The organism is Achromobacter sp. UBA2119 (assembly GCF_002331005.1).
Lineage (GTDB): Bacteria > Pseudomonadota > Gammaproteobacteria > Burkholderiales > Burkholderiaceae_B > Achromobacter > Achromobacter animicus.
Genome location: NZ_DCYD01000017.1, coordinates 246,818 through 271,720 on the forward strand (window position 1 = coordinate 246,818; position 24,903 = coordinate 271,720).

A 24,903-nucleotide genomic window follows, 5' to 3' on the forward strand; every position below is an offset into this window, starting at 1 on the left:
ATACCGACTCAGGCTTTACACTAGCGCGCAACTCAGCCTTTTTCCGATCCCTTGCGGGATCCGCCCCGCCGTGACCGACACCGCCTTCTCCTCCCTCCCCCTCCTGCCGCCCCTGCTTGAAAACCTGAAAACCCTGGGTTTCGAACAGATGACGCCGATCCAGGCGCAGGCCCTGCCGCTGATTCTTGAACGGCGCGACGTGATCGCGCAGGCCAAGACCGGCAGCGGCAAGACCGCCGCGTTCGGCCTGGGCGTGCTGCAGAACCTGGACGTGAACCGCCTGGTCCCGCAAGGACTGGTGGTTTGCCCCACCCGCGAACTGGCCGACCAGGTCGCCCAAGAGCTGCGGCGGCTGGCGCGCCTGATTCCCAACGTCAAGATCCTGACGCTGTGCGGCGGCGCCGCAGCCCGGCCGCAGGCCGAATCGCTGGCCCGCGGCACGCATCTGGTGGTGGGCACGCCCGGCCGCATCCAGGACCACCTGGAACGCGGCAGCCTGGACCTGTCCGGGCTGAATACGCTGGTGCTGGACGAAGCCGACCGCATGGTGGACATGGGCTTTTACGACGACATCGTCGCCATCGCCTCGCACTGCCCCGCCAAGCGTCAGACGCTGCTGTTCTCGGCCACCTACCCCGACAACATCCGCAAGCTCAGCGCGCGCTTTCTGCGCAACCCGGCCGAGGTCAAGGTCGAGGCGCAGCACGACGCCAGCCGCATCGAACAGATTTTCTACGAGATCAACGAAGGTGAACGCCTGGATGCGGTGGCCAAGCTGCTGGCGCATTTCCGGCCGGTGTCCACCCTGGCTTTCTGCAACACCAAAATCCGCAGCCACGATCTGGTGGAACGCCTGCAGGCCGAAGGCATCAGCGCCCAGGCGCTGAACGGCGACCTGGAACAGCGCGAACGCGACGAAATCCTGATCCAGTTCGCCAACCAGAGTTGCGCGGTGCTGGTCGCCACCGACGTGGCCGCGCGCGGGCTGGACATCCAGAACCTGGGCGCGGTCATCAACGTGGACGTGACCAAGGACACCGAGGTCCACGTGCACCGAATCGGCCGCAGCGGCCGTGGCGATCAGAAGGGGCTGGCGCTCAGCCTGTGTTCGCCCGAAGAGATGCGCTGGGCCAACCTGATCGAGCAATACCAGGGCGCGCCGCTGAAGTGGGCCGACCTCAAATCGCTGCGCCCCAAGGCCGACCGCCCGCTACGCGCCCCCATGGTCACGCTGAGCATCCAGGGCGGCAAGAAGGACAAGCTGCGTCCCGGCGACCTGCTGGGCGCGCTGACCGGCGACGGCGGCCTGACGTTCGAGCAGGTCGGCAAGATCAACATCACCGAGTTCAACTCGTACGTGGCCCTGGACCGGCAGATCGCCAAGCAGGCGTTCTCGCGCATTTCCAACAGCAACATCAAGGGACGGCGCTTTCGCATGCGCTTTCTGGAAGAGTTTTGAGCGCGTTGCTGCCGAAGCGGATTGAAGGCGGGTTTACACCTTGGCGTTCTTTCCGCCGCGAGCGACGGCGGCGCTGACGCCGGCCAGTCGCGCTATGGCGTCTTCAGCGCCAAAAGTGCCTTGGCGGCCTTGGCGGCGGCGGACGTGCCGGTAAAGCCCGCCAGCCAGCCGCGCAGATCCGCATCCGAGACAGGATGCGCATGGTGCAACGACTCATCCAGCAACACCGTGAGCAACGATCCGATACCGCGCGCTTTGTGATCCAGGTGGGGCAACAGGCTGCCCAGCACGGCGATGACGGCAGCGGGCGCCAGCGTCGCCGCGTCGGTGAAGGACGCCGCCCAGCGCGTGAGCACGATCGCCGGCGCGCAGGCAGCGTAGGCGTGCGCCGCAACCGCCGCGTCCACGCGATGCGGGATCGCGGCGGCAAAGATTTCCACCGCTTGCGCGCGCACCTCGGCCTGCTTGGCCGACATTCCCAGGGCCAGCAACTGGACCGTTTCCGGTTGCCAGACGCCCGGATGCACGGCCAGGACGCGCAGGACGGCAGGCGCCCGATGCTCGGCCTCATCGCCCGCCGCCACGTTCATGATCCCCACGCTGGCCGCGGCCAGCGGCAGGGTCGATGCCGGATGGGCCAGGCCGAGTTCGGCGCAGACCAGTGCGTGGGCGTCGACGCCCTCTTGGTGCTGCGGCGGGCCTGATGGAATCAGCGCCGGCTGCGTGGCCGTCGGCGCCTCGGCGGGCTCGGCATGGACCAGCGGACTCCACCACACCCACTGCGGCGAGCCATCGGCCTTCAAAGCGCTCGATCCGCGGCTGCGCCACTCGATCCGCACCGAATCGGTGATCTGCGGCCCTGCGCCGCCGGTCGCCTCGACCACCCTCGCGCGGTCCTCGGGATGTACGCGCAGCAAGGCCTGCACGAGATCCACCGGGAGCGGCGCGCCCCTGTCCCTGCCTGCCGCGAATCGGGCCAGCAGGACATCGGCGTCGATCCATCCCTGCGTGTCGGTGGGCGTGGCCAGCAGCGGCCGGCGCGGCGCCCTGCCTTGAACGATCTCGACCACCTCGCGCAGGCGGGTAATGAAGCTGGGCAGCAGGGACGATTGCTCGGCGGTCGGCAGCGGCTGGGGTTCGCCCACGTTCTCATACACCCACTCGCCATTGACGACCTGGCTCGTGGTTTTCTGCCAATATTTTTGCGGCAGGAACGGGGCCTTGGGATCCTGCGCCGCCAGCAGCAGCGCCGCCGCGTAGTGCTGGGCGTCGCGCTCCGCCAGTTGGCGTGCGCGCTTGGCCAAGGGCGCGACGGTGGCAGCCACTTGTCCGGACGTTGCCAGCCACGCCAGCGCCAGCTCGAATTCCAGCACGTCGGCGGGCGCTTCCAGCAGCGCCGCATAGCGTTCAAGGGCGTCAGTGTCGGTCCACGGGCGCAGCGGCCCGGCCGAGGGCAAGCCGGTCGGCATGTTTGACGGGAGATGCGCATGGGCGACTTCCGCGGCCCCATCCGGCAGCAGGACGGCCACCGCCGGCGCCAGCGCGTCGCGCTGCTGCTGCGCCAGGTCTGTCCGCCCCAGCTTCGCCAGCGCCTTCACCGCCGCCCGCTGCACGTCGGCATGCGGATGCGCGAGGCCCAGGGCCAGCGCCTTCGCCACGGATTCGGGTTCGGCACGCGCCTGCGCGCCCAGCGCCTCCAGGATGCGCACCACAGACACCGCAGCGGCCTTCGATCCCGAGAAAGCGCCCCCGCAGGCGTCCACGAAGGGCGCGGCGTCGAGCAGACCCTGCTTGTGCAGCGCTTCGAACTGCTTCACGGCCAGCGCGACCGTGGCCGTGATCGGCGAGCCCAGACTCTGGCGCAGCAGCGGCTGGTCCGCCGCCGCCTCGTCGGGCGCGGGGGCAAGCGCGACGTACAGACGCAAGAACCAGCCGGCGCGATAGGCGGAGAAATCCCGGTTGAGCGCCTCCAGGCAGCTGCGCAGCACGCGGCGACGATCCAGCGTGCCTTCGTTGGCCAGCAGCACGACCGTGTTGTGCCAGTTCAATTCCTCACGCGAGAACTTGTCGATGTTGGCGAGCGAGATCTCGCCGCCGCCCTCCACCTCGAAGATCCGCCAGAACGCCCCATCGCGCAGCGCATGATCGTGGCGCAGCATGAAGAGGCGCACTTCCTGTTCCTGCCGTCCGCCCAGCCCGCCGACCATCGCCAGCACGTAGTCATCCGTAGGGTCGACCTGCAGCCCGTTGAATAGCTCGTTCAGGCGGATCGGCAAAAAATTCGGGCGCTGGGACCAGCCCTGCGCCATCTCGCGCAAGCGCTTGGGCGAAGCCTGCACCGCGCGCATGTCTTCCGACTGCACGCCCAGCATGGCGTCGTACAGCGTGCGCAACGTCGTGCCCTCCTCGACCAGCCGCGCCGTATCGCGGTAGAAGTCCCAAAGGTTTTTGTAGGGGGTCATGCGAGGGGCTATCCTTCGAGAGATCGCTGCGCGGCGGCAGCGGCGGTTGTGGCCAACGGCGTCACGCGCGGCGCGACGGCTTCCAAACTACGCAGGGTTACCGCCAGCACGGACGCGCCCTTGCGCAGCGCCGTACGGCGTTCGGTCAGGCAGAGGGTCATGCGTCGGCTCCAGATGCATTAAGCGGGTCAAGAAACAGGCGTACCGCCAGCGTGTGCTTGCAGGGCCCGCGCGTGCCTTGATATTTGGCGTGCCAAGGGCAGGTGCAGCGGTCCAGGACAGGCTCGGCGCCCAGCGCAACCCGGTAGCGCTGCTGCGCCGACTGCACGGAGTACTGCCCCTCGCGTTCCCGCTGGACGCCACCGCCGGCCACCAGCTTGCGTGCGTCGGCAAGCCGCGGATGCAGCGTATCGAGCAGCCCCGCCTGCACCGGCAGCGGCCGATGGAAATACGCGCCGGCCGCCAGATCGAAGCCCACCTGGCCGGAAGACGCCAGCACGCTCAGCGCGGACAGGATCTGCGATTCCGGCAGCAGAGCGCGCTCGGCCAGCCGCGCAATATCGATGCGCGGCTCGAAAGCCAGCAGCGTCGATACGAACGCCGCATCCTCATTCGCATCTCCGCCCGCGACCCGATGCAGCACCGCCCCCTCGCCCGAGAATCCGCGCGATTTCTCCGGGCTGAGGCCCAGCGTGACCCGCGCACCCGGCAGCTCCAGCACCCAGGCGCTGGCTAGCGGCAACGCCCCTGCCGCCACATCGGCGCCATACGCGCGCAGCGCCGTGGCATGTCGCAGCAAGGGTTCCAGGACGCGCAGCCGTTCCGGCCCCGCCACGCAGACCGCGCCGGGCGTGGCCTGCGTGGCCAGCCGTAGCGAACGGGCAGCCTGCGTCGCCCACATCACGGTCTTGGTCGCCGACGACCGCGGCAAGGCCTGCACGAACTGGCGCAAGGCCGGCCCCGTCAGCGCGTGGCGGCACGCCATGTCCGCCGACAGCATCTGCGTCTCGGCAAAGCCTTTGAGCCAGCGCGCGGGCAGCGGCACTTTCTCTTCGACGATCTCACCCGCCTGCGTCGTCACCCGCAACGCATCGCTACCCACGTTCAGGTGCAGGGCCTCCGACGGGCGCAGCCCCGCCAGCGCCTGGCGCAACGGCGGATTCACGTCCACGTTGGTGACGCCTGCCGCCAGGTGCGTGGCGTCCAGCGCCGCCGCGTCCACGTCCAGGCGCGCATACACGCCGCAGCACACGCTGAAGGACTCGAACCGCAGGCCCTCGGGCGTGGAAGTCACGACCGGATCCGCCGCCCGCAGCACCGCCGCCAGCGTGTTTGGCGGCACGTAGAAGCGCGTGCGCGCCACCCGCGCCAGCATCAGCAGCGCTTGCGCCACCACGGCGGGCTGCGCGACGAATCCGGAAAAGAAGAAGGGATGGGCCACCGCGCCCGACGGCGCACGACCGCCGCTGGTGGCCAGGTTCAGGTCGGCCTGGCCCTGCCGCTGGGCGATGTCGGAGGGGGCAAGATAGGCATAGGCCAGCTCCGTCATGCTGTATGGCTCCTGGACTGCGGCGGGACGCGGCGCGGCTCCTTTGCCGTCAAAGGCAGGGACGAATACGGGCGATCTGGCAGGGGCGCACGCCTGCCGTAGGGGGTCTGCGCCAATGAGACTTTCAGCTGCTTGTTCATTGGGGACACATCTTAACTGGCCTAGGCAGGCACCCGGTCACGGGCCGCGCGCAAAGCTTGTGGGTTTTGCACCGGCTTTGCCATAATGGCGCCGCCTGCACGCCCGTATGCTGGATTTTTCGAATGTGCGGCGGACACGGAACCAAAGGCAAGCGGTGCGTTCCAACTCGCGCACTGTCCCCCTTAACCAACAAAAGAGAAACTCACCATGATCAAGTCCGATGACACCGGCAAGCTGATCCTGCGCCTGACCCTCGGTATTCTGATTCTGCTCCATGGCCTGGCCAAACTGACCGGCGGCGGCGTCGGCGGCATCAGCGGCATGCTGTCCTCCCACGGCTTGCCCGGGTTCTTGGCCTACGGCGTCTACGTGGGCGAAATCATTGCCCCTGTCCTGCTGATCATCGGCGTCTACACGCGTCTGGGCGGTCTGATCATCGCCATCAACATGGTTGTCGCCATCCTGCTGGCGCACAGCGGCAGCATTGCCAGCATGACCAACAACGGCGGCTGGGCGCTTGAACTGCAAGGCATGTTCCTCTTCACCGGACTGGCCATCGCCTTCATGGGCGCCGGCCGTTTCAGCCTGGCCGGCAACGGCGGACGCTGGAACTGACCTTACGTCGCGCCCGCGCGCATTGCCGCGGGCGATCCAGGCAACAGGGGACCGCATCATGCGGTCCCTTTCTTTTTGCGACGTAAATCACGCGTGTCCGCAGACATTGATACGAACGACATCGACCGTCACGCAGGCGCAATCACTGGTCACGCGAAAGCTGTTTCGGAACGATTACAGTCCCGAACTCGACCCCGCGGCCGTGGCCTAATCCCTATGAGCGCAGGAAAGGCGTATCTCGCGCCTTGCGCCCGGCGGGAGCCGAAAGATGAAGAAGCTTGTGTTGTTGTTGATAGCGATGGCCAGTGCCCTGAGCGGCTGCGTGGTTGTGCCGGCCCGGCCGGCCTACTACCGGCCCGCGCCGGTCTATTACACGCCGCATTATTACTACTACCCGGCGTATCCCGCCCCGCATTATTACTATCGCGGCTATTGACCCGCGGACCTGCTGCGCAAAGGACATTCTCATGAACCCATCCTTCCAGATCGCCCGCTTGCGCCCCCTCGCCACTGCTGCGCTCCTGGCGGCCAGCGCGGCCGCTGCTGCGCAGAACGTCTATTCCACGCAGCAGGTGCCGGTTCCATCCGGCGCGAACGTCTATTCCACGCAGCAGGCGCCGGCTCCATCCACCTATCAGCCCGGCTACGACGACGGCGACCCCGCCAACGCAAACCTCGCATTGGTCGACCGCAGTCCCGAACCGCCCCCGCCCCTGCCCGTCTATGTGCAACCGCCCGCCCCGGCCGACGGTTATATGTGGGTACCCGGCTACTGGAGCCGCAACCGCTACGGCTTCTTCTGGGTCCCGGGCGCGTGGGTGCTGGCCCCGTATCAGGGTGCGCTCTGGACGCCCGGATACTGGGGCTTTTCCAACGGCGTGTACCTCTGGAATCCGGGCTACTGGGGGCCGCATGTGGGCTTTTATGGCGGCATCAACTATGGCTTCGGCTACACCGGCCTGGGGTATGTCGGCGGCTACTGGAAGCGCGACCGCTTCTACTACAACCGGTCCGTCACGAACGTGAACGTGACGCGCGTGACCAACGTCTACCACCGCGACATCATCGTCAACAATGTGGACAACCGCCGTGTCAGCTATCACGGCGGACCTCAAGGTGTGCGTCGCAACGCCGACCCGCGTGAACTAGCCGCGCGCCGCGACCGCCATTCCGGCCCCACGGACGTGCAACGCGGCTACATCCGCGATGCGGGCGGCAACCGTGCGCAGTTCTATGAACACAACAAGGGACGACCGCCTCAGGCGTACCTGGATCATGCTGACAACGGCAGACCAGGTCGGGATGGCAGGAATGCGCAAGGCCGTCCCGACAGCGGCCCCACCGCCGTCCAGCGGAGCTTGGGGCTGACGGATGATCGCGGCCGCGACGGTCGGCCGCAAGGGCCGTCGCCGCAGGACCGCCTGCCGCAGGACCGCCTGCCGCAGGACCGCCAGCAGCAAGCGCGTGACCAGCAGGCCCGTGACCAGCTCGTCCGCGATCAACTCAAGAACGACCAGCGGCGGCAGCAACAGGTCCGTGAGCAGGACAACCGTAACCGGCTGCAGAACGACGCCCAGGCCCAACAGCAGCTCAGGCAGCAGCAGATGCGGGACCAGCAGGCGCGCCAGCAACTGCAGCGTGACCAACAGAACCAGCAGGATCTGCGCGATCGGCGGCAACAGGAACAACAGGCGCGCCAGCAGCGTGATCGCGATGACCGGGCCAGGCAGATGGCGCGCGACCGGCAGGAGCACGAGCAACAGGCGCGGCAGGAGCGGCAGGAGCGGCAACGTGACCAGCAGCAGTTGCTTCAGCAATCCAGACAGCAACAGCAACGCGATCAGCAGTCTCAGCAAGCCCGCCAACAGCAGCAGCAACAGCTGATTCAGACCCGACAGCAACAACAGCGTGATCAACAGGCCCAGCAGGCTCGGCAACAGCAGCAGCGGGATGCCCAGCAATCCCGCCCGCCCTCCGTGCGCGACCAGCTCAAGGGCAATGGGCGAGGGCCCGATGGCGGCTGAACTGGACCCTCGTTCGCCTCGCCGCTACAGTAGGCAGCTTGCCGCGGCATTTCCGCGGTCCCGATAGGAGACACCCATGAAGCGCATTGCCCCCTGGATCCTGGTCTGCGGCCTGATGGCCGGGACGTCGGCGCACGCGGCACTTCCCGTGGGCGCAGCCGCGCCGGACTTCAGCGTGCCCGCCTCGCTGGGCGGCAACGAATACACGTTCAAGCTGAACGAAGCGCTCAAGCAAGGCCCGGTGGTGCTGTATTTCTTCCCGGCGGCATTCACGCAGGGCTGCACCATCGAAGCCCACAACTTTGCCGAAGCCACCGACGAATACAAGGCGCTGGGCGCCACCGTCGTCGGCGTCTCCACCGACAACATCGACACGCTCAAGAAGTTTTCCGTCAGCGAATGCCGCAACAAATTTGCCGTCGCGGCAGACAGCGACGGCAAGGTGATGAAGGCGTATGACGCTGTGCACGACAGGCGGCCCGAGTATGCGCAACGCGTTTCGTACGTGATCTCGCCCGAAGGAAAAATCCTGTATGAATTCACGGACATGAGTCCCGAATCGCACGTGGCGAACACGATGCGGGCGCTGCGGGACTGGAAGGCAAAGCAGTAGGACGGCAGCGCGCCAACAAGATGCGCGCCCTGCAAGCCTTAATTGAACGGCCAGACGGTCGGGTGCGTGCCCGGGGGGCTGGACGGCCGGATCCATCGCGCCGGCGTCTCCGAGAAGCGCGCCGCATGGCGCACGGCGACCAGTTCACCAAAGCCGGACGGCGACGTCTCCATCAGGCCGTCAAATCCAGGCATCGCACAGTCCAACCCGCCGTCCACCCGGCCCAGGCCGCGCAGCCAGTGCGCCGTCTGAGCAAGCGACACGCGCACGTGCCAGCTGCCGCCTTCGGTCGCCTGCCGCGCCAGCGCCACCTGCGCGCCGAACGCCATCAGATAACCGGACGCATGATCCAGGATCTGCATGGGCAGCGCTTTGGGCGCGGCCTGGCCGGCCGCCAGCGCTTCCGCGTGGTTGAAGCCCGTGGCCGTCTGCACCAGGGAATCGAAGCCGCGGCGGTTCGCCCACGGGCCCGTCGTGCCATACGCACTAAGCGACACGTAGACAATGCCGGGCCGGATGCGCGCCGCATCCTGCGGACCGAAGCCCAGCGCGGACATCCCGCCCGGCCGGTAGCCCTGCACAAAGATGTGCGCGCTGCGCAGCAGGTTGCCCAGCGCGATGCGCCCATCGGCCGTGTCCAGGTCGGCCAGCACAGACAGCTTGCCGCGGCTGGTATCAATGATGTTGTCGATGTTGGGCAGTTGTGGACTGTTGACCAGCATGACGTCCGCGCCGTAAGCCGCCAGCGCCCGCCCGCAAACCGGACCGGCGATGATGCGCGTCAGGTCCAGTACACGGATGTCCTGCAACGGACGCGCGTTCTGCGCGTACTTGGGCAGCGGGCGCGGGTCGGCCTCGCCGATGCGTTCGATGGTCAGCAGCGGCTGCGCCGCGACGGCCTGCCCTTGCGGGTGGCGGTCCCATTCCTCGAAAGACCGCATGGCTGACACGACCATGCCGGCATCGGCAGCAACCTGTTCGAAGTCCAGCGCCTTCCAGCGGCTCAGCGCGCGCTCCACGGCCTCGCGCGTCGCGCCGTCGCCGGTCGGGCAGCCCAGCAACGCCAGCGCCCCGTCGCGGTGATGCGCGAAATTGGCGTGAATGCGCACCCAGCCGCCATCACCACAGCGATAGACACCCGTAACGGGATCCCAGATGTTGGGCGTGACCCCGTTGATCGTGAAGTGGCTGCGGCACTCCTGCGCCGCATGCAGCATGTCGACGCTGACCTGCTGCCGCGCGCCGCCACGCAAATGCCAGACCTCGGCAGCGGCCAGCGCCGCGGCCGCCATGCTGGCCTGCGCGGCGGTACCCACGGCGAACGAGGAGGGGACGACAGGGTCGGCGCCCGTCAGCACCACGTGCTCCAGCGACTCGCCCGGCAAATCGACCGATTGCCAGAGCTTCTGCAAGACATCCCGGGTCGTCTTGCCGGCGGGTGTTCGTCCCTTCAGAAAGGACGGGCGAAAGTCCATCAGATTTCCCATAGCGTTTGCCTGCTTTAGTCGTTTATTTGCATTACATGGCGCGCCCCACCCTGCGTCAATACGCCCCGCGCGCCAGCGTGTTTCGGGGTTTGACGGCAGAATCCGGCCCGCCGGCCTCCCGCAGGCCTGCCCGCCGCTGCCCCTCGCGCGGGCCCGGTGCAGCGGGTTGCATCGCAACACCCGTCACATCTCCTCGTAGTTTTTACATCGGCTTCCAAGCGCCGCACGCCGGGGGCAGGGGTAGGCACAGGATAGAATCGCAGCCTCGCCGGCCCGCCCGCCCGGCCCGTCTCCTGGAGCCCTCCCGATGAATACGCTGCTCTGGCTGCGCACCGACCTGCGCATGCACGACAACGCCGCGCTGGCCGCGGCGGCCGAGGCCGGCACGGTCACCGCCCTATTCCTGGCCGCCCCGGGTCAATGGCGCCAGCATGGCGATTCCCCGGCCAAGGTGGATTTCTGGCTGCGCAACCTGCGTGAGCTGTCCCGGGACCTGGCGCAAGCCGGCATTCCCCTGAAGCTGGTGACCGTGGACGACTGGCGCCACGCGCCGCGCGCCTTGGCCGGGTTCTGCCAGGAGCACGCGATCGAACAGGTCCATGCCAACGCCGAATGGGGCGTCAACGAGCGGCGCCGCGACGACGCGGTCGCAAGCGCCCTGGGGGACATCGGTGTCGACTGGACCCTGCACCATGGCGCAACACTGCTGCGTCCGGGCACCGTGCTCAACGGCAAGGGCGAGTGCTACCGCGTCTACACGCCCTACGCCCGCACCTGCCGCGAGCGCCTGCGCAGCGCGCCGCTGCGTCCCATCCCCGCGCCGCGCGCTCAGACGCCGCCGCGCTGGCAGGCCGATCCGCTGCCGGAATCGTTCAAGGGGTTCGACGCGCCCAATGACGCCGTGCGGGCGCTGTGGCCGGCGGGGGAAACCGCGGCCAGCGACCGTCTGGCCGCCTTTGCCGACGACGCCATCTTTGCGTACAAGGACGAGCGCGACTTTCCGTCGCTGCCCGCAACCAGTTGCCTGTCGCCTTACCTGGCCGCGGGCGTCCTGTCGCCGGGGCAGGCGCTACGCGCCGCGCTGGCGGCCAACCAGGGGGAAATCGACAGCGGCAAGGCCGGCGCCGCCACCTGGATCAACGAACTGCTATGGCGCGAGTTCTATCAGCACCTGCTGGCCGCCTTTCCCGCCCTGACCATGCACCGGCCCATGAAGCCGGAAACCGCCGCCGTGCCGTGGCGCGACGCGCCCGACGACCTGGCGGCCTGGCAGCAGGGCAAGACCGGCATCCCGATCGTGGACGCCGCCATGCGCCAGATGCTGGCGCTGGGCTGGATGCACAACCGGCTGCGCATGGTGACGGCCATGTTCCTGTCCAAGAACCTGCTGATCGACTGGCGTCTGGGCGAAGCCTGGTTCATGAGCCAGCTCGTGGACGGCGACCTGGCCGCCAACAACGGCGGCTGGCAATGGAGCGCCTCGACGGGCGCCGACGCCGTGCCCTATTTCCGCGTCTTCAATCCGTTGTCGCAATCGCGCAGGTTCGATCCGCGCGGCGTGTTCCTGCGCGAATGGCTGCCCGAGCTGGCGCACCTGGACGACAAGGCGATTCACGATCCCAACCCGATGGAGCGCGCCGCCGCAGGCTATCCCGAGCCGATCGTCGACCTGGCGCAAAGCCGGTTGCGCGCGCTGGAAGCCTTCGGCAACCTGCCCGCCGCTTGAGGGGCGTTGAACCCTGAGCGGCGTTGAACCCTAAGCGGCGTTGACGTACGTCATTGCCGCCGCCGCGGCCGTCCCCGATGATGCCCTCGCCCATCACAGGACGAGCAACGCATGCGCAGCAATCAGCCGGTCAATGACCGGGAATATGTACTACGCGACGAGCAATACCTGATCTCCCGCACCGATTCGCGCGGCCGGATCATCTATGCGAATCCGGCCTTTGTCGAGGTCAGCGGCTTCTCGCGCGAGGAACTGGTCGGCGCGCCTCACAACATCGTCCGCCACCCGGACATGCCGTCCGCCGCCTTCGAAGACCTGTGGCGCACCATTCAGCGCGGCGAACCGTGGACGGGCATGATCAAGAACCGCCGCAAGGACGGCGGCTTTTATTGGGTGCTTGCCGATGTCACGCCCATCATCGAGCGCGGCGTGACGGTCTGCTACGCCTCGGTACGCGTCAAGCCGACACGCGCGCAGATCGAGGCCGCGCAAGCCGCCTACGACAGACTGCGGACCGTCACTGCGCCAGGCATCCGGCTGCACGGCGGCCAGGTCCAGCCCACCGGGCTGCGCGGCATCCTGGCGCGATTGACGCATGGACGGCTGACCGGCGTGCGCGCCCGCATGCTGGCATGGGCGGTGCTGTCGTCCTCCCTTTTCCTGGCCGCGGCGGGCGCGGCGATCTACGGTCTGCACACGCGCCTGACCCCCGAGGGATTGGCCTTTGCCGCGGCGTTGACCGCGGGCGGGGTCGCCCTGATCTTTGCGGCGGGCTGGAGCATTGCCCGGTCCATCGCCGGGCTGCTGGGGTCGGCAACCGACTTCACGCGCCAGATCGCGGCGGGCAACCTGAGCACGCCGCTTCCCGGCGCCCTGCCCCGGGACGAAATCGGCGAGCTGAACTTCTCCCTGGAAGTCATGCGCAAGAGCCTCGTCAGCATCACCCGCGACGTGCACGCCGGCATCGACGCCGTAAGCCGCACGATCACCGAAACCGATAGCGCCGCGCAGGACAACGCCGCGCGTGTCGAGCTGGCCTCACAGGCCGTGGAAAATCTGCGCACCGATGGCGCCCGGTTGCGTGACGCCATCGAAGTGTTCCGCGTGTCCGCCACCGGCGCGTTCAAGCGCTAGCGGCCGCGTCCTTGTCCAGGCGCTTGATGAACACCTGCAACTCCTTGACGACCTGCTGGTCGCCCCGCGCCTGAGCCGCTTGCAACCCGGACTCCCAGGCAGCGCGCGCGCCGGGCTTGTCGCCCAGCCCAAGGCAGGCCTTGCCCAGCCATTTCCAGGCGACGGAATACGTGGGATCAAACGCCAGCGCCGCGCGCAGATGCGTGGCGGCTTCGGCATAGCGTTCGTGCTCGGCGTAGGCCTTGCCCAGCGAAAACCGCAGCAGCAGGTTGTCCGTGCCCTTGGCCAGCATTGCCTCAAGCCGCTCGATCATTCCTTCCATGCGGGGCTCCTCTCATCTCTGATCTTCAGCAACACCGCATCATAGAACCGGCATGGCCTCGCAGCGCCAAAGCCCCCACGCCGTTGTCCGGCGCTACACTCGCAGGTTCTGCCCCGCGCCCGCGCCGCCGCGCCCGGACGCCCGATTTCAGGAGCCCGCATGAGCACGATCCATGATTTCTCCGCCCGCGCCATCGACGGCACGGAACAGTCTCTAGAAACGTACCGCGGCCGCGTGCTGCTGGTGGTGAACGTCGCGTCCAAATGCGGATTCACACCGCAATATGCGGGCCTCGAGGATCTTTACCGGTCGTTCCACGACGACGGACTGACCGTGCTGGGTTTTCCGTGCGACCAGTTCGGCCACCAAGAGCCCGGCGACGAGGCCGAGATCCAGAATTTCTGCAGCACCCAGTACGACATCACTTTCCCGCTGTTCGCCAAGATTGACGTCAACGGCGCAAACGCCCACCCGCTGTACCAGTGGCTCAAGGGCGAGAAGCCCGGCGTCTTCGGCACTGAAGGCATCAAGTGGAACTTCACCAAGTTCCTGGTCGGGCGCGACGGCCGCGTCATCAAGCGGTATGCGCCCACCGACACGCCGGCCAGCCTGCGCGAGGACATCGAGAAGGCCCTGTCCGCCCCCGTCTAACGCAGTGGCGGCAACCGCCTGCGCACCGTGTGCGCCTTGACGATGGCGGTATTGGTCTCGGCAAATTCGGTCACGCGCTCCAATATGCCGTCCAGATGCGTGATCGACCTGAGCACCATGCGGGCGATGAAGCAGTCATCGCCCGTCACCTTGTCGCACTCCACGAATTCCGGAATCTGCTGGATCAGGCCCTCGACGTGGCGCAACTGCCCGGGCAGCGGCCGGATGCGCACAATGGCCTCCAGCGTATAACCCAGCGTCACCGGATCCACATCCAGCGTGTACGCGCGAATCACCCCCGACTCTTCAAGCCGCCGCATGCGGTCCGCGACGCTGGGCGCGGACATGCCGACCTGCCGCGCCAGATCGGCCGTGGTGGTGCGCGCATTGGCCGACAGCATCTCCACCAGACGGCGGTCGATTCCATCCAGGACCGGACTTTCATTTTTTAGGTCGTTCTGCATAAATTCCACCCAAAGCAAGGTTGAATCGCGAAAGTGCCACGGCAAGATCATATAAGCGGATTGAACCGCCTGGGATAATTTCTCCATCGAATTCCTGGCCAGACGGCCCTTGGAGAACCATCATGATCCCCTCAACCGAACGCACCGGCCTCCTGCAGATGGCAGCCGCCATGACCCTGTCGGGCACCCTGGGCGTTTTCGTACTGGAGTCCGGGCAAAGCGCCTGGAACGTCGTCTTCTTTCGCTGTGTGTTCGGGGCACTCTCGCTCTTTCTGTATTGCTGGGCGCGCGGTCTGCTCAAGCCCGGTCTTTTCACCGCGAAAACACTGGCCCTGGCGCTGATCGCCGGCGCGGCGCTGGTGCTGAACTGGGTGCTGCTGTTCTCGGCCTACCGCCTGGCGTCCATTTCGCTGGCCACCGCCGTCTACAACGTGCAGCCGTTTTTCCTGATCGGTCTGGGCGTGCTGTTCCTCGGCGAACGTCCTTCGCGCGGCAAGGTCGCCTGGTCGCTCGTGGCCTTTGCGGGCCTGCTGCTGGTGCTGCGCCTGGGCGACACCGGCGCGGCGGGCGGCGGCGCGTATCTCTCGGGGCTGATGCTGGGACTGGGCGCGGCCGCGCTCTATGGCATCACGGCCATCATCGTGAAGCGCCTGAAGGGCATCCCGGCGCAAGTGCTGGCGCTGGTGCAGGTGACGCTGGGCGCGGTCATGCTGCTGCCCATGGCGGACTTCAACGCCCTGCCCGCGCAGCCCGTGCAATGGGGCTATCTGGTGGCGCTGGGCCTCATCCATACCTGCCTGATGTACATCCTGATGTACTCGGCCATCCAGAAGCTGCCCACCACCTCCACCGCCGCGCTCAGCTTCATCTATCCCGCGGTTGCCATCCTGCTGGACTTCGTGGTCTACGGCCATCGCATGGATGCGACGCAGGTGGCGGGCGTGGCGCTGATCTTCCTGGCTGCCGCCGCCGTCAGCCTGAACTGGAACTGGCGCCTGCCGCGCAGCCCGCGGGCCGGTGCAGTCTGATCAGGCGGCATGAGCGGGGTCTTGCCCGCAGGAACTGTCGAGGCAGCCTGCGGGCAAACCCGCACCCGGTCCCCGGTTATTCAGGCGTGCGTCCGGTTCGCGCCGCTATCATGGCCCTTCCCATCCGCGGGCGGCTGCCTGCGGCGCCAAGATGAACAGGACACTCCCATGATCGATCTCTATTACTGGACTACCCCCAACGGTCACAAGATCACGATGTTCCTCGAAGAGACCGGGCTGCCGTACAAGATTCACCCGGTCAACATCGGCCGCGGCGACCAGTTCAAACCGGAATTCCTGGCCATCGCGCCCAACAACCGCATCCCCGCCATCGTCGACCAGGCCCCTGCCGATGGCGGCGCGCCGATTCCGTTGTTCGAGTCAGGCGCTATCCTGCAGTACCTGGCCGAAAAGACCGGCAAGTTCCTGCCCGCCGACGTGCGCGGCCGCGCCGAAGTGTCGCAATGGCTCTTCTGGCAGATGGGCGGCTTGGGCCCCATGGCCGGCCAGAACCACCACTTCTCCGGCTATGCGCAGGAACGCATCGCCTACGCCATCGATCGCTACGTCAACGAAACCAATCGCCTGTACGGCGTGCTGAACAAACGGTTGGCCGATCGCGAATTTGTCGCCGGCGACTATTCCATCGCCGACATGGCGGCCTACCCTTGGATCGTGCCGCACGCCAAGCAGGGCCAGGACCTGAACGACTTTCCGCACCTCAAGCGCTGGTTCGACGCCATCCGCGCGCGCCCAGCGACGCAACGCGCGTACGCGCTGGCCGACACGGTCAACACCACGCCCCCGCTCAGCGACGACGAGGCGCGCCGAATCCTGTTCGGCCAGACCGCCCAACACGTCCGCTAACGCCCGAGGAGCGTGCCATGAACGCACCGCAACGCGTCTTTCGCCGCGCGCGCGCGGCCGATCTGCCTGCCATCGTGGCCATGCTGGCCGATGACGACCTGGGCGCCGGTCGCGAGGACGCCTCCGTCCCGCTGAACCCGCGCTATGTCGCCGCCTTCAAGGCAATTGAGCAGGATTCCAACCAATTCCTGGCCGTGGTTGAGCAGGATTCACAACTGGTGGGCTGTTTGCAGTTATCGTTCATACCCGGCCTGTCGCGGCTGGGCCTGTGGCGGGGCCAGATCGAAAGCGTGCGCATCGCGTCGGCGTTCCGCGGCGCGGGCCTGGGCCGCGCCATGTTCGAATGGGCCATCGAACAGTGCCGCAGCCAGGGCTGCGGGCTGGTCCAGCTCACCACGGACCGTGCGCGCCCCGATGCGCGCCGGTTCTACGAAAGCCTGGGTTTCAAGGCCAGCCACGATGGCATGAAGCTCAGCCTGTAACGTCTGATTCTGATTTTCGAAAGGAGCGCCCAATGCCCTTGCATGGCGAATACAAAGTCCCCGGCGGCAAACTGGTGGTCGCGGATCTGGAAGTGCGCGATGGCCGCCTGGCCGACGTGCGCATCAGCGGCGACTTTTTTCTTGAGCCGCCCGAAGCGCTTGAAGCCATCAACCGCGGCCTGAACGGCATGCCCGCGGACGCCGGCGAACTGGAACTCGCGGTGGCCGTGCAATCGGCCCTGCCGGCCGACGCCGAAATGTTCGGCTTCTCGGCCGAAGCCATCGCCGTGGTGCTGCGGAGGGCGCTGGCATGAGCCGCACCGACTGGAACGACTACGACTGGCAACTGATCCACGAAGGCCCGCAGCCGCCCGCGCTGCACATGGCGCTGGACGCAGTCATCACCGACGAAGTGGGCGCCGGCCAGCGGCCGCCCACGCTGCGCATCTGGGAATGGTCGGCGCCGGCCGTCGTGATTGGCCGCTTTCAATCGCTGAAGAACGAAGTCGATCCGGACGGCGCTGCGCGCCACGGCATCGAGGTGGTGCGCCGCGTGAGCGGCGGCGGCGCGATGTTCATCGAGCCGGGCAACTCCATTACCTATTCGCTGAGCGCTCCGCAGGCGCTGGTCCACGGCATGAGCTTTCAGGAGTCATACGCCTTCCTGGACGCCTGGGTGCTGACCGCGCTGCAAGGCCTGGGGATCAAGGCCTGGTATCAGCCGCTGAACGACATCGCCTCCGACATCGGCAAGATCGGCGGCGCGGCGCAGGCCCGCCGTGCGGGCGCCGTGCTGCATCACGTCACCATGTCCTACGACATCGACGCCGACAAGATGGTCGAAGTCCTGCGCATCGGCCGCGAGAAGCTTTCCGACAAGGGCACCACCAGCGCCAAGAAGCGCGTCGACCCACTGCGCACGCAGACCGGGCTGGCGCGCGAGGTCATCATCGACCGCATGGTGGAAACTTTTGCCGGCCTGCATCGTCTGACCCCGGGCAGCGTAGGCAGCGAAACGCTGGCGCGCGCCCAGGCGCAGGCGGACGAAAAGTTCTCCCGCGCCGAGTGGACAGGCGTCGTACCCTGACGGCGCCTCGGTTTTTGGAGGTAATTGCATGAGTCGCACATTCACGCCGCCCGGCGCGATACGCGGTCTGATCCTGGGCGCCGCCCTGCTGGCCATCGCCGGCTGCAGCAGCACGCCCCCGTCGAACATCACGCTGGCCGATTCCAACGCGCAATCTTCAGCCACGCCCCAAAAGGTGGGCGACCTGTCCACCGAGCGCATCAAGTGGGCCGCCAGCAAGCCGGGCTGCGAGGGCGACTGCCCGCGCATCGAGATCGACAGCGTGGCCTTCCCGGGCATCCCGAAGCTGACGGCGCTGGTGGACCACGTTCTCGCCTACATGACCGGCACCGACGCCAACCGGCGTGGCCCCTACGACACGCTGTCGGAATACACGAAGTATTTCTGGTCCACGGCGCGCCCGCGCGACGCGACCTACTTCAAAGCCAGCGTGAAGGACACGGTCGGCGACATCGTTGCCATCGAACTGCATACGGAGCAGTACCTGACCGGCGCCGCGCACGGCATTCCGGCCACGCAATATCTGAACTGGGAGCGCAGCCGCGGCCGCGTCATGAGCCTGGACGAAGCGCTGATCCCGGGGCGGCGCGCCGAGTACGTCGCGGCCCTGCAGCGTGCGCACGCAAAGTGGCTGACCGGCAATCCGGGCGCCAAGCGCGACCCGGCGGCGTACAACAAGATGTGGCCGTTCCAGGAAAGCGACAACTTCGCGCTGACGCGGGACGGCATCGTGGTCAAGTACGACGCCTATTCCATCGCGCCGTATTCGCACGGCGAGCCTGAGTTGGCGATTTCGTACCAGGATCTGCGCGGCATCCTCAAGCCGGAGCTGCTGCCGGCGTCGTAGAGCCCCCGCGGCGGCCGGCTTCATGAATCCACGGCCCTGGCCGGCCTCCGCAAACGAAAATGCCGGGCATCCGCCCGGCATTTTTTTTCGCCACAAATAGGAATCGCCCCTTGCGGAGCGATTCCTTTTCTTGTCTCTCTCTGCCTCCTCGGCGACGCGCCCGTGGGCGCATCGCCGATTCAGCCTTTACGGATACAGACCGCGCACCTGGCGGGCCTGCAGGATCCGCGTGCAAGCCACGATGAACGCGGCGGTGCGCAGCGTCACCTTGTGCTCGCGCGACACCTGCGCCACCGCGGCGTAGGCCTCGCGCATCAGGCGTTCGAGGCGCTGGTTGATCTCTTCTTCGCTCCAGAAGAAGCTGGAGAAGTCCTGCACCCATTCAAAGTAGCTGACCGTCACGCCGCCGGCGTTGGCCAGCACGTCCGGCACGACGTAGACGCCGTTCTCGGCCAGGATGTCGTCCGCTTCCGGGGTCGTCGGGCCGTTGGCGCCTTCGACCACGATCTTGGCACGCACCTTGGCGGCGTTGTCGACGGTGATCTGGCTTTCCAGGGCTGCCGGGATCAGGAACTCGGTTTCCAGCGTCCAGAACTCAGCCTTGTCCAGCGCCTGGCCGCCCGAGAAGCCGCCCACGCCGCCGGTCTGCGACACGTGCGACAACAGCTTGTGCACGTCCAGGCCAGCCGCGTTGTGCACGGTGCCGGTGTGATCCTGCGCGGCAATGACCTTGGCGCCGGCTTCATGGAACAGGCGGGCGGCGGTGCCGCCCACGTTGCCGAAGCCCTGCACGACGACGCGCGCGCCGGCCACATCGATGTTCCGGTCGCGCGCGGCTTCGCACGCCACGACGAACACGCCGCGGCCGGTGGCCTCGACGCGGCCCAGGCTGCCGCCCAGTGCGATCGGCTTGCCGGTGACCACGCCCGTGGCGGTGGCGCCTTCATTCATGGAGTACGTGTCCATCATCCAGGCCATGGTCTGGGCGTTGGTGTTCACGTCAGGGGCGGGAATGTCCTTGGACGGTCCGATGATGACGCCGATTTCGCTGGTGTAGCGGCGCGTCATGCGTTCGAGTTCCGAGGCGGAGAGCTTGCGCGGGTCGACACGGATGCCGCCCTTGGCGCCGCCGTACGGCAGGTTGACTGCGGCGTTCTTGACCGACATCCAGGCGGCCAGCGCCATCACTTCGGACAGCGTCACGTCCTGGTGGAAACGCACACCACCCTTGCCCGGACCGCGCGACACGTTGTGCTGCACACGGTAGCCCTCGAAGTGGGCGATGGTGCCGTTGTCCAGTTCGATCGGCACATCGACGATCAGCGAGCGCTTCGGACGCTTCAGCGTCTCGACCCACCGGCTCAGGGAACCGAGGTACGGCGTGACCCGGTCGACTTGTTGCAGGTAATTACCCCAGGGGCCGAGGTCCTCGGCATTCAGATAAGACGGCAAGGCATGGGTGGGAGTTTGAGACATGAGCATGCTCTCCTGACAAAGTTGCGCCATTTTATCCACGAAAGTTATAGCGTCCCTATTTAAAGTTTAAATATTTTAAATAGGGACACATTAACGTTGCGGATACCGAACGGGTCGCAGGCGGGCCCGGAAGCTGCACCTATCCTAAGCCGCGAAACTGGCGGCGTCCAGCCTGCGGCCGGGATACGCGGGGCGAAAAAAAGGCGGTCTCTTTTGGAAGACCGCCCTTTACATCCACGTCTACCTTGCAGACCGCCCCGGGTGTTGGACTCCCGTGTCAGACGCGCTTTCACCGTGTGCCACCGCGGCAAAGGCGTCGGACACCTCTGCCGCGCCGAGTCACACTGACAGCAACTGCCACGCCAAACGCGCCGCCGCGCGCGCGCCATGGCCGTCGACGTCGAACTTGGGGTTGAACTCCGCCAAGTCCGCCAATCGGAGCTTGCCGCTCGCCTTGACCCGCAAGACGATTTCCTCGATCACGGCCATCGGCACGCCATAAGGCGCCGGCGCGGACACCCCCGGCATCACGCCGGCGGGCAGCACGTCCAGATCGATCGTCAGATACACGTGCTGCGCCTTGGCCAGCAGCGCGTCCACGTCGGCCAGACGGGCTTCCAGATGCCGCTCCTGCATATCGCGGTCTTCGATCCACACGGCCCCGATTTCCGCGGCGCGGGCGTAGAGCGCTGGCGTGTTGGCCAGCCGCGAGACGCCCAGGCAGGCGTATTGCAGCTCACGCCCGCGTGCCTCGCTGTCTGTCGCGATCTGGTCGAACGGGGTGCCGGAACTGCCGGGACGGCCCGTGCGCAGATCGAAGTGCGCGTCCAGATTCAGCACCAGCACGGCCCCCGCGTCGCCGCGCGCGTCCAGCCAGCGGGCCAGTCCCTGGAAACTGCCCCAGGCGATTTCATGGCCGCCACCCAGGACGACCGGGCGCGCGCCCCGCCCCATCAGTTCGGCCAGACGCAGGCCCAGGCGTTCCTGCGCGTCTTCCAGCTTGTCGCCGTGGCATTCGACGTCGCCGGCATCCAGCAGGCGCGTCAGCCCATGCGCTGGAAGGCCCCCCAGATACTTGCGGATGCCCGCAGGCCCCGCGGCGGCGCCCACCCGGCCCTGATTGCGCGCCACGCCCGCATCGCAGGCAAAGCCCAACAGCACCGCCTCGCCCATCTCGCCCTGCCCCGCTTCGGCCTCGACGATGTGCGCGAGCCGGCGGGTGTCGCCCTGCTCGGCGCTGTCGTCGCGGGCCTTCCAGAGGCTCTTGTCCAGTTTCGGCGCGCTCATGCTGCGGCTCCCGGACCGGCGCTCAGGACCGCCTGCAGGAATTCGCGGGTGCGGGCTTCGCGCGGCTCGCTGAAAATCACCTCCGGCGGGCCGGATTCCAGGATGACGCCGCCGTCCATCACGGCCACCACGTCCGCCACATCACGGGCAAAGCCCATCTCGTGCGTCACGACCATCATCGTCATGCCTTCGCGGGCCAGCAGCTTCATGACCTGCAGCACTTCGCCGACCAGCTCCGGGTCCAACGCCGAGGTCGGCTCGTCGAACAGCATGACCTGCGGCTGCATGGCGAGCGCGCGCGCAATCGCCACGCGCTGCTTCTGACCGCCGGACAGGCTGGCGGGCATGGCCGCCATCTTCTGCGACAGCCCCACCTTGTTGAGCAGGTCGGCTGCCAACGCATTGGCCTGTTCGCGGCCCATGCCCAGCAGCGTGCGGGGCCCGACGGTCACGTTGTCCAGCACCGACAGATGGGGGAACAGATTGAAACCCTGAAACACCATGCCCACCTGCGTGCGCAACTGGTTCAGTTCGGCTTCTGGCAACATCGCCCCGTCTTCCTGCAACGTCTGGCCGCAGATATCGACCGTGCCGCGCTGGGCGACTTCCAGCCCGTTGCAGCAACGCAGCAAGGTGCTCTTGCCCGAGCCGCTGGGCCCGATGACCACCACCACCTGCGACTTCAGCACATCGAAATCGATGCCGCGCAGGACGGCGTGATCGCCGTAGGACTTGTGCAGGCCGCGGATGCGGATCATTTCCTGACCTTCGATGACGAGGCTCATTGCACCATCCCTCCCGCGCGCAGACGATGCTCGATCTTGCGCAAAATCACCATGGCGGTCGTGGTCAGCGCCAGATAGATCAAAGCCACCACCAGGTAGGTTTCCAGCGAGCGATATGACACGCTGATGATCTTCTGCCCTTCGTGCATCAGATCGTGAATGGTCAACAGCGAGACCAGCGCCGAGTTCTTGATGAGCGCAATGAACTCGTTGCCCAGCGGCGGAATCATGCGCACGAATGCCTGCGGCAGGATGATGATGCGCATCGCCTGGCCGGACGACATGCCCAGCGAGCGCGCCGCCTCCGTCTGGCCGCGATCCACCGACTGGATCGCGCCCCGCACGATCTCCGACACATAGGCCCCGGAATACATACCCAGGCCCAGCACGCCGCAGGCGAACGCCGGGAGCGTCACGCCGAACTGCGGCAGGCCGAAGAACCAGATGAACAACTGCACCAGCAGCGGCGTGCCCCGGAAGAACAACAGGTAGGTGCTGCACAGGTGGTACGTGATGCGGCGCTGCGGGTTGAGGCGGCCGATCCCGACCAGCAGCCCCATCACGCAGCCCAGCAGCAAGGCGCCGGCGGTCACCTCGATGGTGACCAGCGCGCCCCGCATCAGCGCGTCGAAGTCGGCGAAGACGGGTGAAAATTCCAGGTTCATTTCGCGGGCGCCTCGAACCATTTGTTCACGATGGCCTGGTAGCTGCCATCGGCCTTCAGCTTTTGCAGCGCGGCGTTCAGGTCGCGCGTGAGCTCAGGCCTGTTCTTGGGCACGGCGATGCCGTAGTCCTCGGTGGTGACCTGATCGTTCAGCACGGTCAGGCCGTTGGTGCTCTGCGCGAACAGCTTGGCGGCGGGCTTGCCCGTCACCGCGGCATCGGCGCGGCCGATCTGCACCAGATTGAACATCTCCTGGTTCTTTTCGACTTCCACGCGCTGCACCTTGGGGAAATGCTCTTTCAGGTAGTTCACCGACTTCGTGCCGACCTGCACCGACACCTTGCGGCCATCCAGATCCTTGATCGACTTGACGGGGCCGTCGGCCTTGGTCAGGACCACCAGGCCGCCCGCGTAGTACGGATCGGTGAAATCGACGACCTTGCTGCGCTCGGGCGTGATGTAGATGGCGGACACCGCGATGTCGGCACGGCCGGCCTGCAGCGCCGGAATCAGGCCCTTGAAGTCGATGTCGATCCATTCGACCTTCTTGCCCATCGCGCCGGCCAGCGCTTCGACCAGCTCGATGTCAAAGCCGGTGCGCTTGCCGTCCTTGACGAATTCCATCGGCGGGAAGGTGGCGTCGGTGACGGCGCGGATCGTTTCCTGGGCGTGCGCGGCGCCGGCGGCCCAGGCGAGGCTCAGGGTCAGGGCGGCGGACAGCAGGGTGCGGCGAGTGGTCATGGTGGGGTCCTATGGAGGTGGGTGCGACAGGTGGTACGACGGTGGGTACGACGATCGTTGCGGCTAGGAACGGGCTAAGCGATGAAGCAGGTGAAACAGGTATTCGATAAGGCGGACATCACGGCGTCAGGCGGCCTTCAGGCGCTCCGAGATGCGGCGGGCGGCCGCGAGGGTCATCTCGATCAGCGCGTCCGGATGCTGCGCGGCGCGGGTGGACGGCGCCATCAGCGTGATCGAGGCCACGGCCTGGTTCGCCCGTTGAAAGATCGGCACGCTCACGCCCCACACACCGGCGTCGACTTCGCTGTCGGTCACCGCATAGCCCTGCGCGCGGATGGCCTCCAGCTCGCCGGTCAGGCGGGCGGCATCCACGCCGGCTTCGTCGGCCAGGTAGGTCAGCGCGGCATGCAGGCGGGCCTGCGGCATGAACGCGAGCAGCGACTTGGCCGACGCGCCGCGCGCCAGCGGCAGCCCGCGGCCCTTGGTGAACGAGCAGCGCAGCGGATGCTGGCTTTCCACCATGTCCAGGCATACGGCCTGGTCCTTCACGGCGACGAGCAGGCCGATGGTCTCGCCGGACGACGCGGCCAGCGCGGCCATGTCGGGTTGCGCTTCGTGAATCAGGAACGACGACTGGTCAAAGCCCCAGGCGAGCTGCACGCACAGCGGGCCGGGTCCGTACTCGCCTTCGTGTTCGGCGACGAATCCCCAGCGCTTGAGGAGCGCGATCTGCCGGTAGAGCGTGCTCTGCGCCAGGCCCGTTTTTTCGGCCAGCGCGGCAATGCTGAGCGGGCCGTCGTGCCGGGCCAAGGTGGCCAGCACATACAGGACGCGATCCGCGCCCGCCCCGACAGACGATTCCGACATGAAGATTCAACTCCCAGCAATATGGGAGCGAGATTATCAATTTGTGGCGGTTTCACTTCTGATTTTTCCCATCGATTGAGAATTGCAAGGGAAAACCCCGAAATCCGGGCGTAAAAAAACCCGCC

The 24,903-nt window shown here is 66.8% G+C and carries 26 protein-coding genes; 14 read left to right on the forward strand and 12 right to left on the reverse strand.

From position 1 onward, the window contains the following. The first annotated feature begins 70 nt into the window (after positions 1-70). Positions 71-1,459, forward strand: coding sequence for an ATP-dependent RNA helicase DbpA (dbpA, locus tag B3098_RS20245; protein ID WP_175186141.1), 1,389 nt, complete (start codon positions 71-73; stop codon positions 1,457-1,459). Between the two features lie 92 nt (positions 1,460-1,551). Here dbpA and B3098_RS20250 read toward each other — a convergent pair whose 3' ends face one another. The 3 genes from B3098_RS20250 to B3098_RS20260 are packed head-to-tail and all read right to left on the reverse strand — an operon-like array spanning position 1,552 to position 5,470. Further along, entirely contained in the window at positions 1,552-3,921 is a 2,370-nt protein-coding gene (locus B3098_RS20250) for a DUF6493 family protein (protein ID WP_286898668.1), read from the reverse strand. An 8-nt stretch (positions 3,922-3,929) separates the two neighbouring features. Continuing rightward, positions 3,930-4,082, reverse strand: coding sequence for a hypothetical protein (locus tag B3098_RS20255; protein ID WP_286898669.1), 153 nt, complete (start codon positions 4,080-4,082; stop codon positions 3,930-3,932). Further along, a complete protein-coding gene (locus tag B3098_RS20260) occupies positions 4,079-5,470 on the reverse strand; it encodes an SWIM zinc finger family protein (protein WP_286898670.1) in 1,392 nt (463 codons plus the stop codon). The genes B3098_RS20255 and B3098_RS20260 overlap by 4 nt, the downstream gene beginning before the upstream one ends. A 348-nt stretch (positions 5,471-5,818) precedes the next feature. Here B3098_RS20260 and B3098_RS20265 point away from each other — a divergent pair, with 348 nt between their 5' ends. From B3098_RS20265 to B3098_RS20280, 4 genes are all read left to right on the forward strand, one after another. Beyond that, entirely contained in the window at positions 5,819-6,226 is a 408-nt protein-coding gene (locus B3098_RS20265; RefSeq protein ID WP_175121881.1) for a DoxX family protein, read from the forward strand. 268 nt (positions 6,227-6,494) lie between these two features. After that, positions 6,495-6,662, forward strand: coding sequence for a hypothetical protein (locus B3098_RS20270; protein ID WP_175139197.1), 168 nt, complete (start codon positions 6,495-6,497; stop codon positions 6,660-6,662). A 31-nt stretch (positions 6,663-6,693) separates the two neighbouring features. Further along, on the forward strand, positions 6,694-8,250 hold the full coding sequence (locus B3098_RS20275; RefSeq protein ID WP_286898672.1) for an adenylate cyclase: 1,557 nt from the start codon (positions 6,694-6,696) through the stop codon (positions 8,248-8,250). 76 nt (positions 8,251-8,326) lie between these two features. Next, positions 8,327-8,863, forward strand: a complete 537-nt coding sequence (locus B3098_RS20280) for a peroxiredoxin (protein WP_175121884.1) — start codon at positions 8,327-8,329, stop codon at positions 8,861-8,863. A 38-nt stretch (positions 8,864-8,901) separates the two neighbouring features. On the opposite strand, the gene B3098_RS20285 is transcribed toward B3098_RS20280, so the two are convergent. Further along, positions 8,902-10,350 carry a CoA transferase gene (locus tag B3098_RS20285; RefSeq protein WP_286898674.1) on the reverse strand — a complete coding sequence of 483 codons (1,449 nt, stop codon included), beginning with the start codon at positions 10,348-10,350 and terminating at the stop codon, positions 8,902-8,904. 307 nt (positions 10,351-10,657) lie between these two features. On the opposite strand from B3098_RS20285, the gene phrB reads away from it, so the two are divergent. Both phrB and B3098_RS20295 read left to right on the forward strand, forming a co-directional pair. Then, positions 10,658-12,076, forward strand: coding sequence for a deoxyribodipyrimidine photo-lyase (gene phrB / locus B3098_RS20290; RefSeq protein WP_286898675.1), 1,419 nt, complete (start codon positions 10,658-10,660; stop codon positions 12,074-12,076). Positions 12,077-12,187: 111 nt separating this feature from the next. After that, entirely contained in the window at positions 12,188-13,210 is a 1,023-nt protein-coding gene (locus tag B3098_RS20295) for a methyl-accepting chemotaxis protein (protein ID WP_286898676.1), read from the forward strand. Here the strand turns inward: B3098_RS20295 and B3098_RS20300 are convergent. Then, positions 13,200-13,532 carry a tetratricopeptide repeat protein gene (locus B3098_RS20300; protein WP_286898678.1) on the reverse strand — a complete coding sequence of 111 codons (333 nt, stop codon included), beginning with the start codon at positions 13,530-13,532 and terminating at the stop codon, positions 13,200-13,202. The two genes, B3098_RS20295 and B3098_RS20300, sit on opposite strands and share 11 nt — an antisense overlap. A gap of 159 nt (positions 13,533-13,691) precedes the next feature. Here B3098_RS20300 and B3098_RS20305 point away from each other — a divergent pair, with 159 nt between their 5' ends. Then, positions 13,692-14,183, forward strand: coding sequence for a glutathione peroxidase (locus B3098_RS20305; protein ID WP_175139191.1), 492 nt, complete (start codon positions 13,692-13,694; stop codon positions 14,181-14,183). On the opposite strand, the gene B3098_RS20310 is transcribed toward B3098_RS20305, so the two are convergent. Further along, on the reverse strand, positions 14,180-14,647 hold the full coding sequence (locus B3098_RS20310) for an Lrp/AsnC family transcriptional regulator (RefSeq protein WP_279974722.1): 468 nt from the start codon (positions 14,645-14,647) through the stop codon (positions 14,180-14,182). The two genes, B3098_RS20305 and B3098_RS20310, sit on opposite strands and share 4 nt — an antisense overlap. A gap of 122 nt (positions 14,648-14,769) precedes the next feature. Between B3098_RS20310 and B3098_RS20315 the strand changes: the two genes are divergently transcribed. From B3098_RS20315 to B3098_RS20340, 6 genes are all read left to right on the forward strand, one after another. Beyond that, positions 14,770-15,675, forward strand: a complete 906-nt coding sequence (locus tag B3098_RS20315; protein ID WP_286898679.1) for a DMT family transporter — start codon at positions 14,770-14,772, stop codon at positions 15,673-15,675. 168 nt (positions 15,676-15,843) lie between these two features. Then, positions 15,844-16,542 (forward strand): glutathione S-transferase N-terminal domain-containing protein, encoded by a 699-nt coding sequence (locus tag B3098_RS20320; protein ID WP_175139190.1) that lies wholly within the window; start codon positions 15,844-15,846, stop codon positions 16,540-16,542. A 17-nt stretch (positions 16,543-16,559) separates the two neighbouring features. Continuing rightward, positions 16,560-17,024, forward strand: a complete 465-nt coding sequence (locus tag B3098_RS20325) for a GNAT family N-acetyltransferase (RefSeq protein ID WP_175186127.1) — start codon at positions 16,560-16,562, stop codon at positions 17,022-17,024. Between the two features lie 38 nt (positions 17,025-17,062). Then, positions 17,063-17,338, forward strand: coding sequence for a lipoate protein ligase C-terminal domain-containing protein (locus B3098_RS20330; protein WP_056318682.1), 276 nt, complete (start codon positions 17,063-17,065; stop codon positions 17,336-17,338). Beyond that, positions 17,335-18,111, forward strand: coding sequence for a lipoate--protein ligase family protein (locus B3098_RS20335; protein WP_105238573.1), 777 nt, complete (start codon positions 17,335-17,337; stop codon positions 18,109-18,111). The genes B3098_RS20330 and B3098_RS20335 overlap by 4 nt, the downstream gene beginning before the upstream one ends. 28 nt (positions 18,112-18,139) lie before the next feature. Continuing rightward, positions 18,140-18,958, forward strand: a complete 819-nt coding sequence (locus B3098_RS20340; protein WP_286898681.1) for an RsiV family protein — start codon at positions 18,140-18,142, stop codon at positions 18,956-18,958. A 186-nt stretch (positions 18,959-19,144) separates the two neighbouring features. On the opposite strand, the gene B3098_RS20345 is transcribed toward B3098_RS20340, so the two are convergent. The 6 genes from B3098_RS20345 to B3098_RS20370 form a co-directional block, all read right to left on the reverse strand. Then, positions 19,145-20,434 (reverse strand): Glu/Leu/Phe/Val family dehydrogenase, encoded by a 1,290-nt coding sequence (locus B3098_RS20345; protein ID WP_175121895.1) that lies wholly within the window; start codon positions 20,432-20,434, stop codon positions 19,145-19,147. A 339-nt stretch (positions 20,435-20,773) separates the two neighbouring features. Next, positions 20,774-21,721, reverse strand: coding sequence for a formimidoylglutamase (gene hutG, locus B3098_RS20350; protein ID WP_286898682.1), 948 nt, complete (start codon positions 21,719-21,721; stop codon positions 20,774-20,776). After that, on the reverse strand, positions 21,718-22,506 hold the full coding sequence (locus B3098_RS20355) for an amino acid ABC transporter ATP-binding protein (RefSeq protein WP_286898685.1): 789 nt from the start codon (positions 22,504-22,506) through the stop codon (positions 21,718-21,720). Before B3098_RS20355 ends, hutG begins: the two co-directional genes overlap by 4 nt. Then, positions 22,503-23,171, reverse strand: coding sequence for an amino acid ABC transporter permease (locus tag B3098_RS20360; RefSeq protein WP_056570374.1), 669 nt, complete (start codon positions 23,169-23,171; stop codon positions 22,503-22,505). Before B3098_RS20360 ends, B3098_RS20355 begins: the two co-directional genes overlap by 4 nt. Further along, positions 23,168-23,911, reverse strand: a complete 744-nt coding sequence (locus B3098_RS20365) for a transporter substrate-binding domain-containing protein (protein WP_286898686.1) — start codon at positions 23,909-23,911, stop codon at positions 23,168-23,170. Before B3098_RS20365 ends, B3098_RS20360 begins: the two co-directional genes overlap by 4 nt. A gap of 126 nt (positions 23,912-24,037) precedes the next feature. Further along, positions 24,038-24,778, reverse strand: a complete 741-nt coding sequence (locus tag B3098_RS20370; RefSeq protein ID WP_279974713.1) for an IclR family transcriptional regulator — start codon at positions 24,776-24,778, stop codon at positions 24,038-24,040. Positions 24,779-24,903: the final 125 nt, after the last annotated feature.

Excerpts from the sequence above, each read along its gene's own strand:
- B3098_RS20320 (WP_175139190.1), top strand. The coding sequence starts at position 15,844 with ATGATCGATCTCTATTACTGGACTACCCCCAACGGTCACAAGATCACG.
- B3098_RS20310 (WP_279974722.1), bottom strand. The coding sequence starts at position 14,647 with ATGCAGAACGACCTAAAAAATGAAAGTCCGGTCCTGGATGGAATCGAC.
- B3098_RS20260 (WP_286898670.1), bottom strand. The coding sequence starts at position 5,470 with ATGACGGAGCTGGCCTATGCCTATCTTGCCCCCTCCGACATCGCCCAG.
- B3098_RS20250 (WP_286898668.1), bottom strand. The coding sequence starts at position 3,921 with ATGACCCCCTACAAAAACCTTTGGGACTTCTACCGCGATACGGCGCGG.
- B3098_RS20315 (WP_286898679.1), top strand. The coding sequence starts at position 14,770 with ATGATCCCCTCAACCGAACGCACCGGCCTCCTGCAGATGGCAGCCGCC.
- B3098_RS20300 (WP_286898678.1), bottom strand. The coding sequence starts at position 13,532 with ATGGAAGGAATGATCGAGCGGCTTGAGGCAATGCTGGCCAAGGGCACG.
- B3098_RS20270 (WP_175139197.1), top strand. The coding sequence starts at position 6,495 with ATGAAGAAGCTTGTGTTGTTGTTGATAGCGATGGCCAGTGCCCTGAGC.
- B3098_RS20340 (WP_286898681.1), top strand. The coding sequence starts at position 18,140 with ATGAGTCGCACATTCACGCCGCCCGGCGCGATACGCGGTCTGATCCTG.
- B3098_RS20305 (WP_175139191.1), top strand. The coding sequence starts at position 13,692 with ATGAGCACGATCCATGATTTCTCCGCCCGCGCCATCGACGGCACGGAA.
- B3098_RS20275 (WP_286898672.1), top strand. The coding sequence starts at position 6,694 with ATGAACCCATCCTTCCAGATCGCCCGCTTGCGCCCCCTCGCCACTGCT.
- B3098_RS20345 (WP_175121895.1), bottom strand. The coding sequence starts at position 20,434 with ATGTCTCAAACTCCCACCCATGCCTTGCCGTCTTATCTGAATGCCGAG.
- B3098_RS20280 (WP_175121884.1), top strand. The coding sequence starts at position 8,327 with ATGAAGCGCATTGCCCCCTGGATCCTGGTCTGCGGCCTGATGGCCGGG.
- B3098_RS20360 (WP_056570374.1), bottom strand. The coding sequence starts at position 23,171 with ATGAACCTGGAATTTTCACCCGTCTTCGCCGACTTCGACGCGCTGATG.
- phrB (WP_286898675.1), top strand. The coding sequence starts at position 10,658 with ATGAATACGCTGCTCTGGCTGCGCACCGACCTGCGCATGCACGACAAC.
- B3098_RS20355 (WP_286898685.1), bottom strand. The coding sequence starts at position 22,506 with ATGAGCCTCGTCATCGAAGGTCAGGAAATGATCCGCATCCGCGGCCTG.
- B3098_RS20265 (WP_175121881.1), top strand. The coding sequence starts at position 5,819 with ATGATCAAGTCCGATGACACCGGCAAGCTGATCCTGCGCCTGACCCTC.
- B3098_RS20325 (WP_175186127.1), top strand. The coding sequence starts at position 16,560 with ATGAACGCACCGCAACGCGTCTTTCGCCGCGCGCGCGCGGCCGATCTG.
- B3098_RS20255 (WP_286898669.1), bottom strand. The coding sequence starts at position 4,082 with ATGACCCTCTGCCTGACCGAACGCCGTACGGCGCTGCGCAAGGGCGCG.
- B3098_RS20335 (WP_105238573.1), top strand. The coding sequence starts at position 17,335 with ATGAGCCGCACCGACTGGAACGACTACGACTGGCAACTGATCCACGAA.
- hutG (WP_286898682.1), bottom strand. The coding sequence starts at position 21,721 with ATGAGCGCGCCGAAACTGGACAAGAGCCTCTGGAAGGCCCGCGACGAC.
- B3098_RS20295 (WP_286898676.1), top strand. The coding sequence starts at position 12,188 with ATGCGCAGCAATCAGCCGGTCAATGACCGGGAATATGTACTACGCGAC.
- B3098_RS20370 (WP_279974713.1), bottom strand. The coding sequence starts at position 24,778 with ATGTCGGAATCGTCTGTCGGGGCGGGCGCGGATCGCGTCCTGTATGTG.
- B3098_RS20365 (WP_286898686.1), bottom strand. The coding sequence starts at position 23,911 with ATGACCACTCGCCGCACCCTGCTGTCCGCCGCCCTGACCCTGAGCCTC.
- B3098_RS20285 (WP_286898674.1), bottom strand. The coding sequence starts at position 10,350 with ATGGGAAATCTGATGGACTTTCGCCCGTCCTTTCTGAAGGGACGAACA.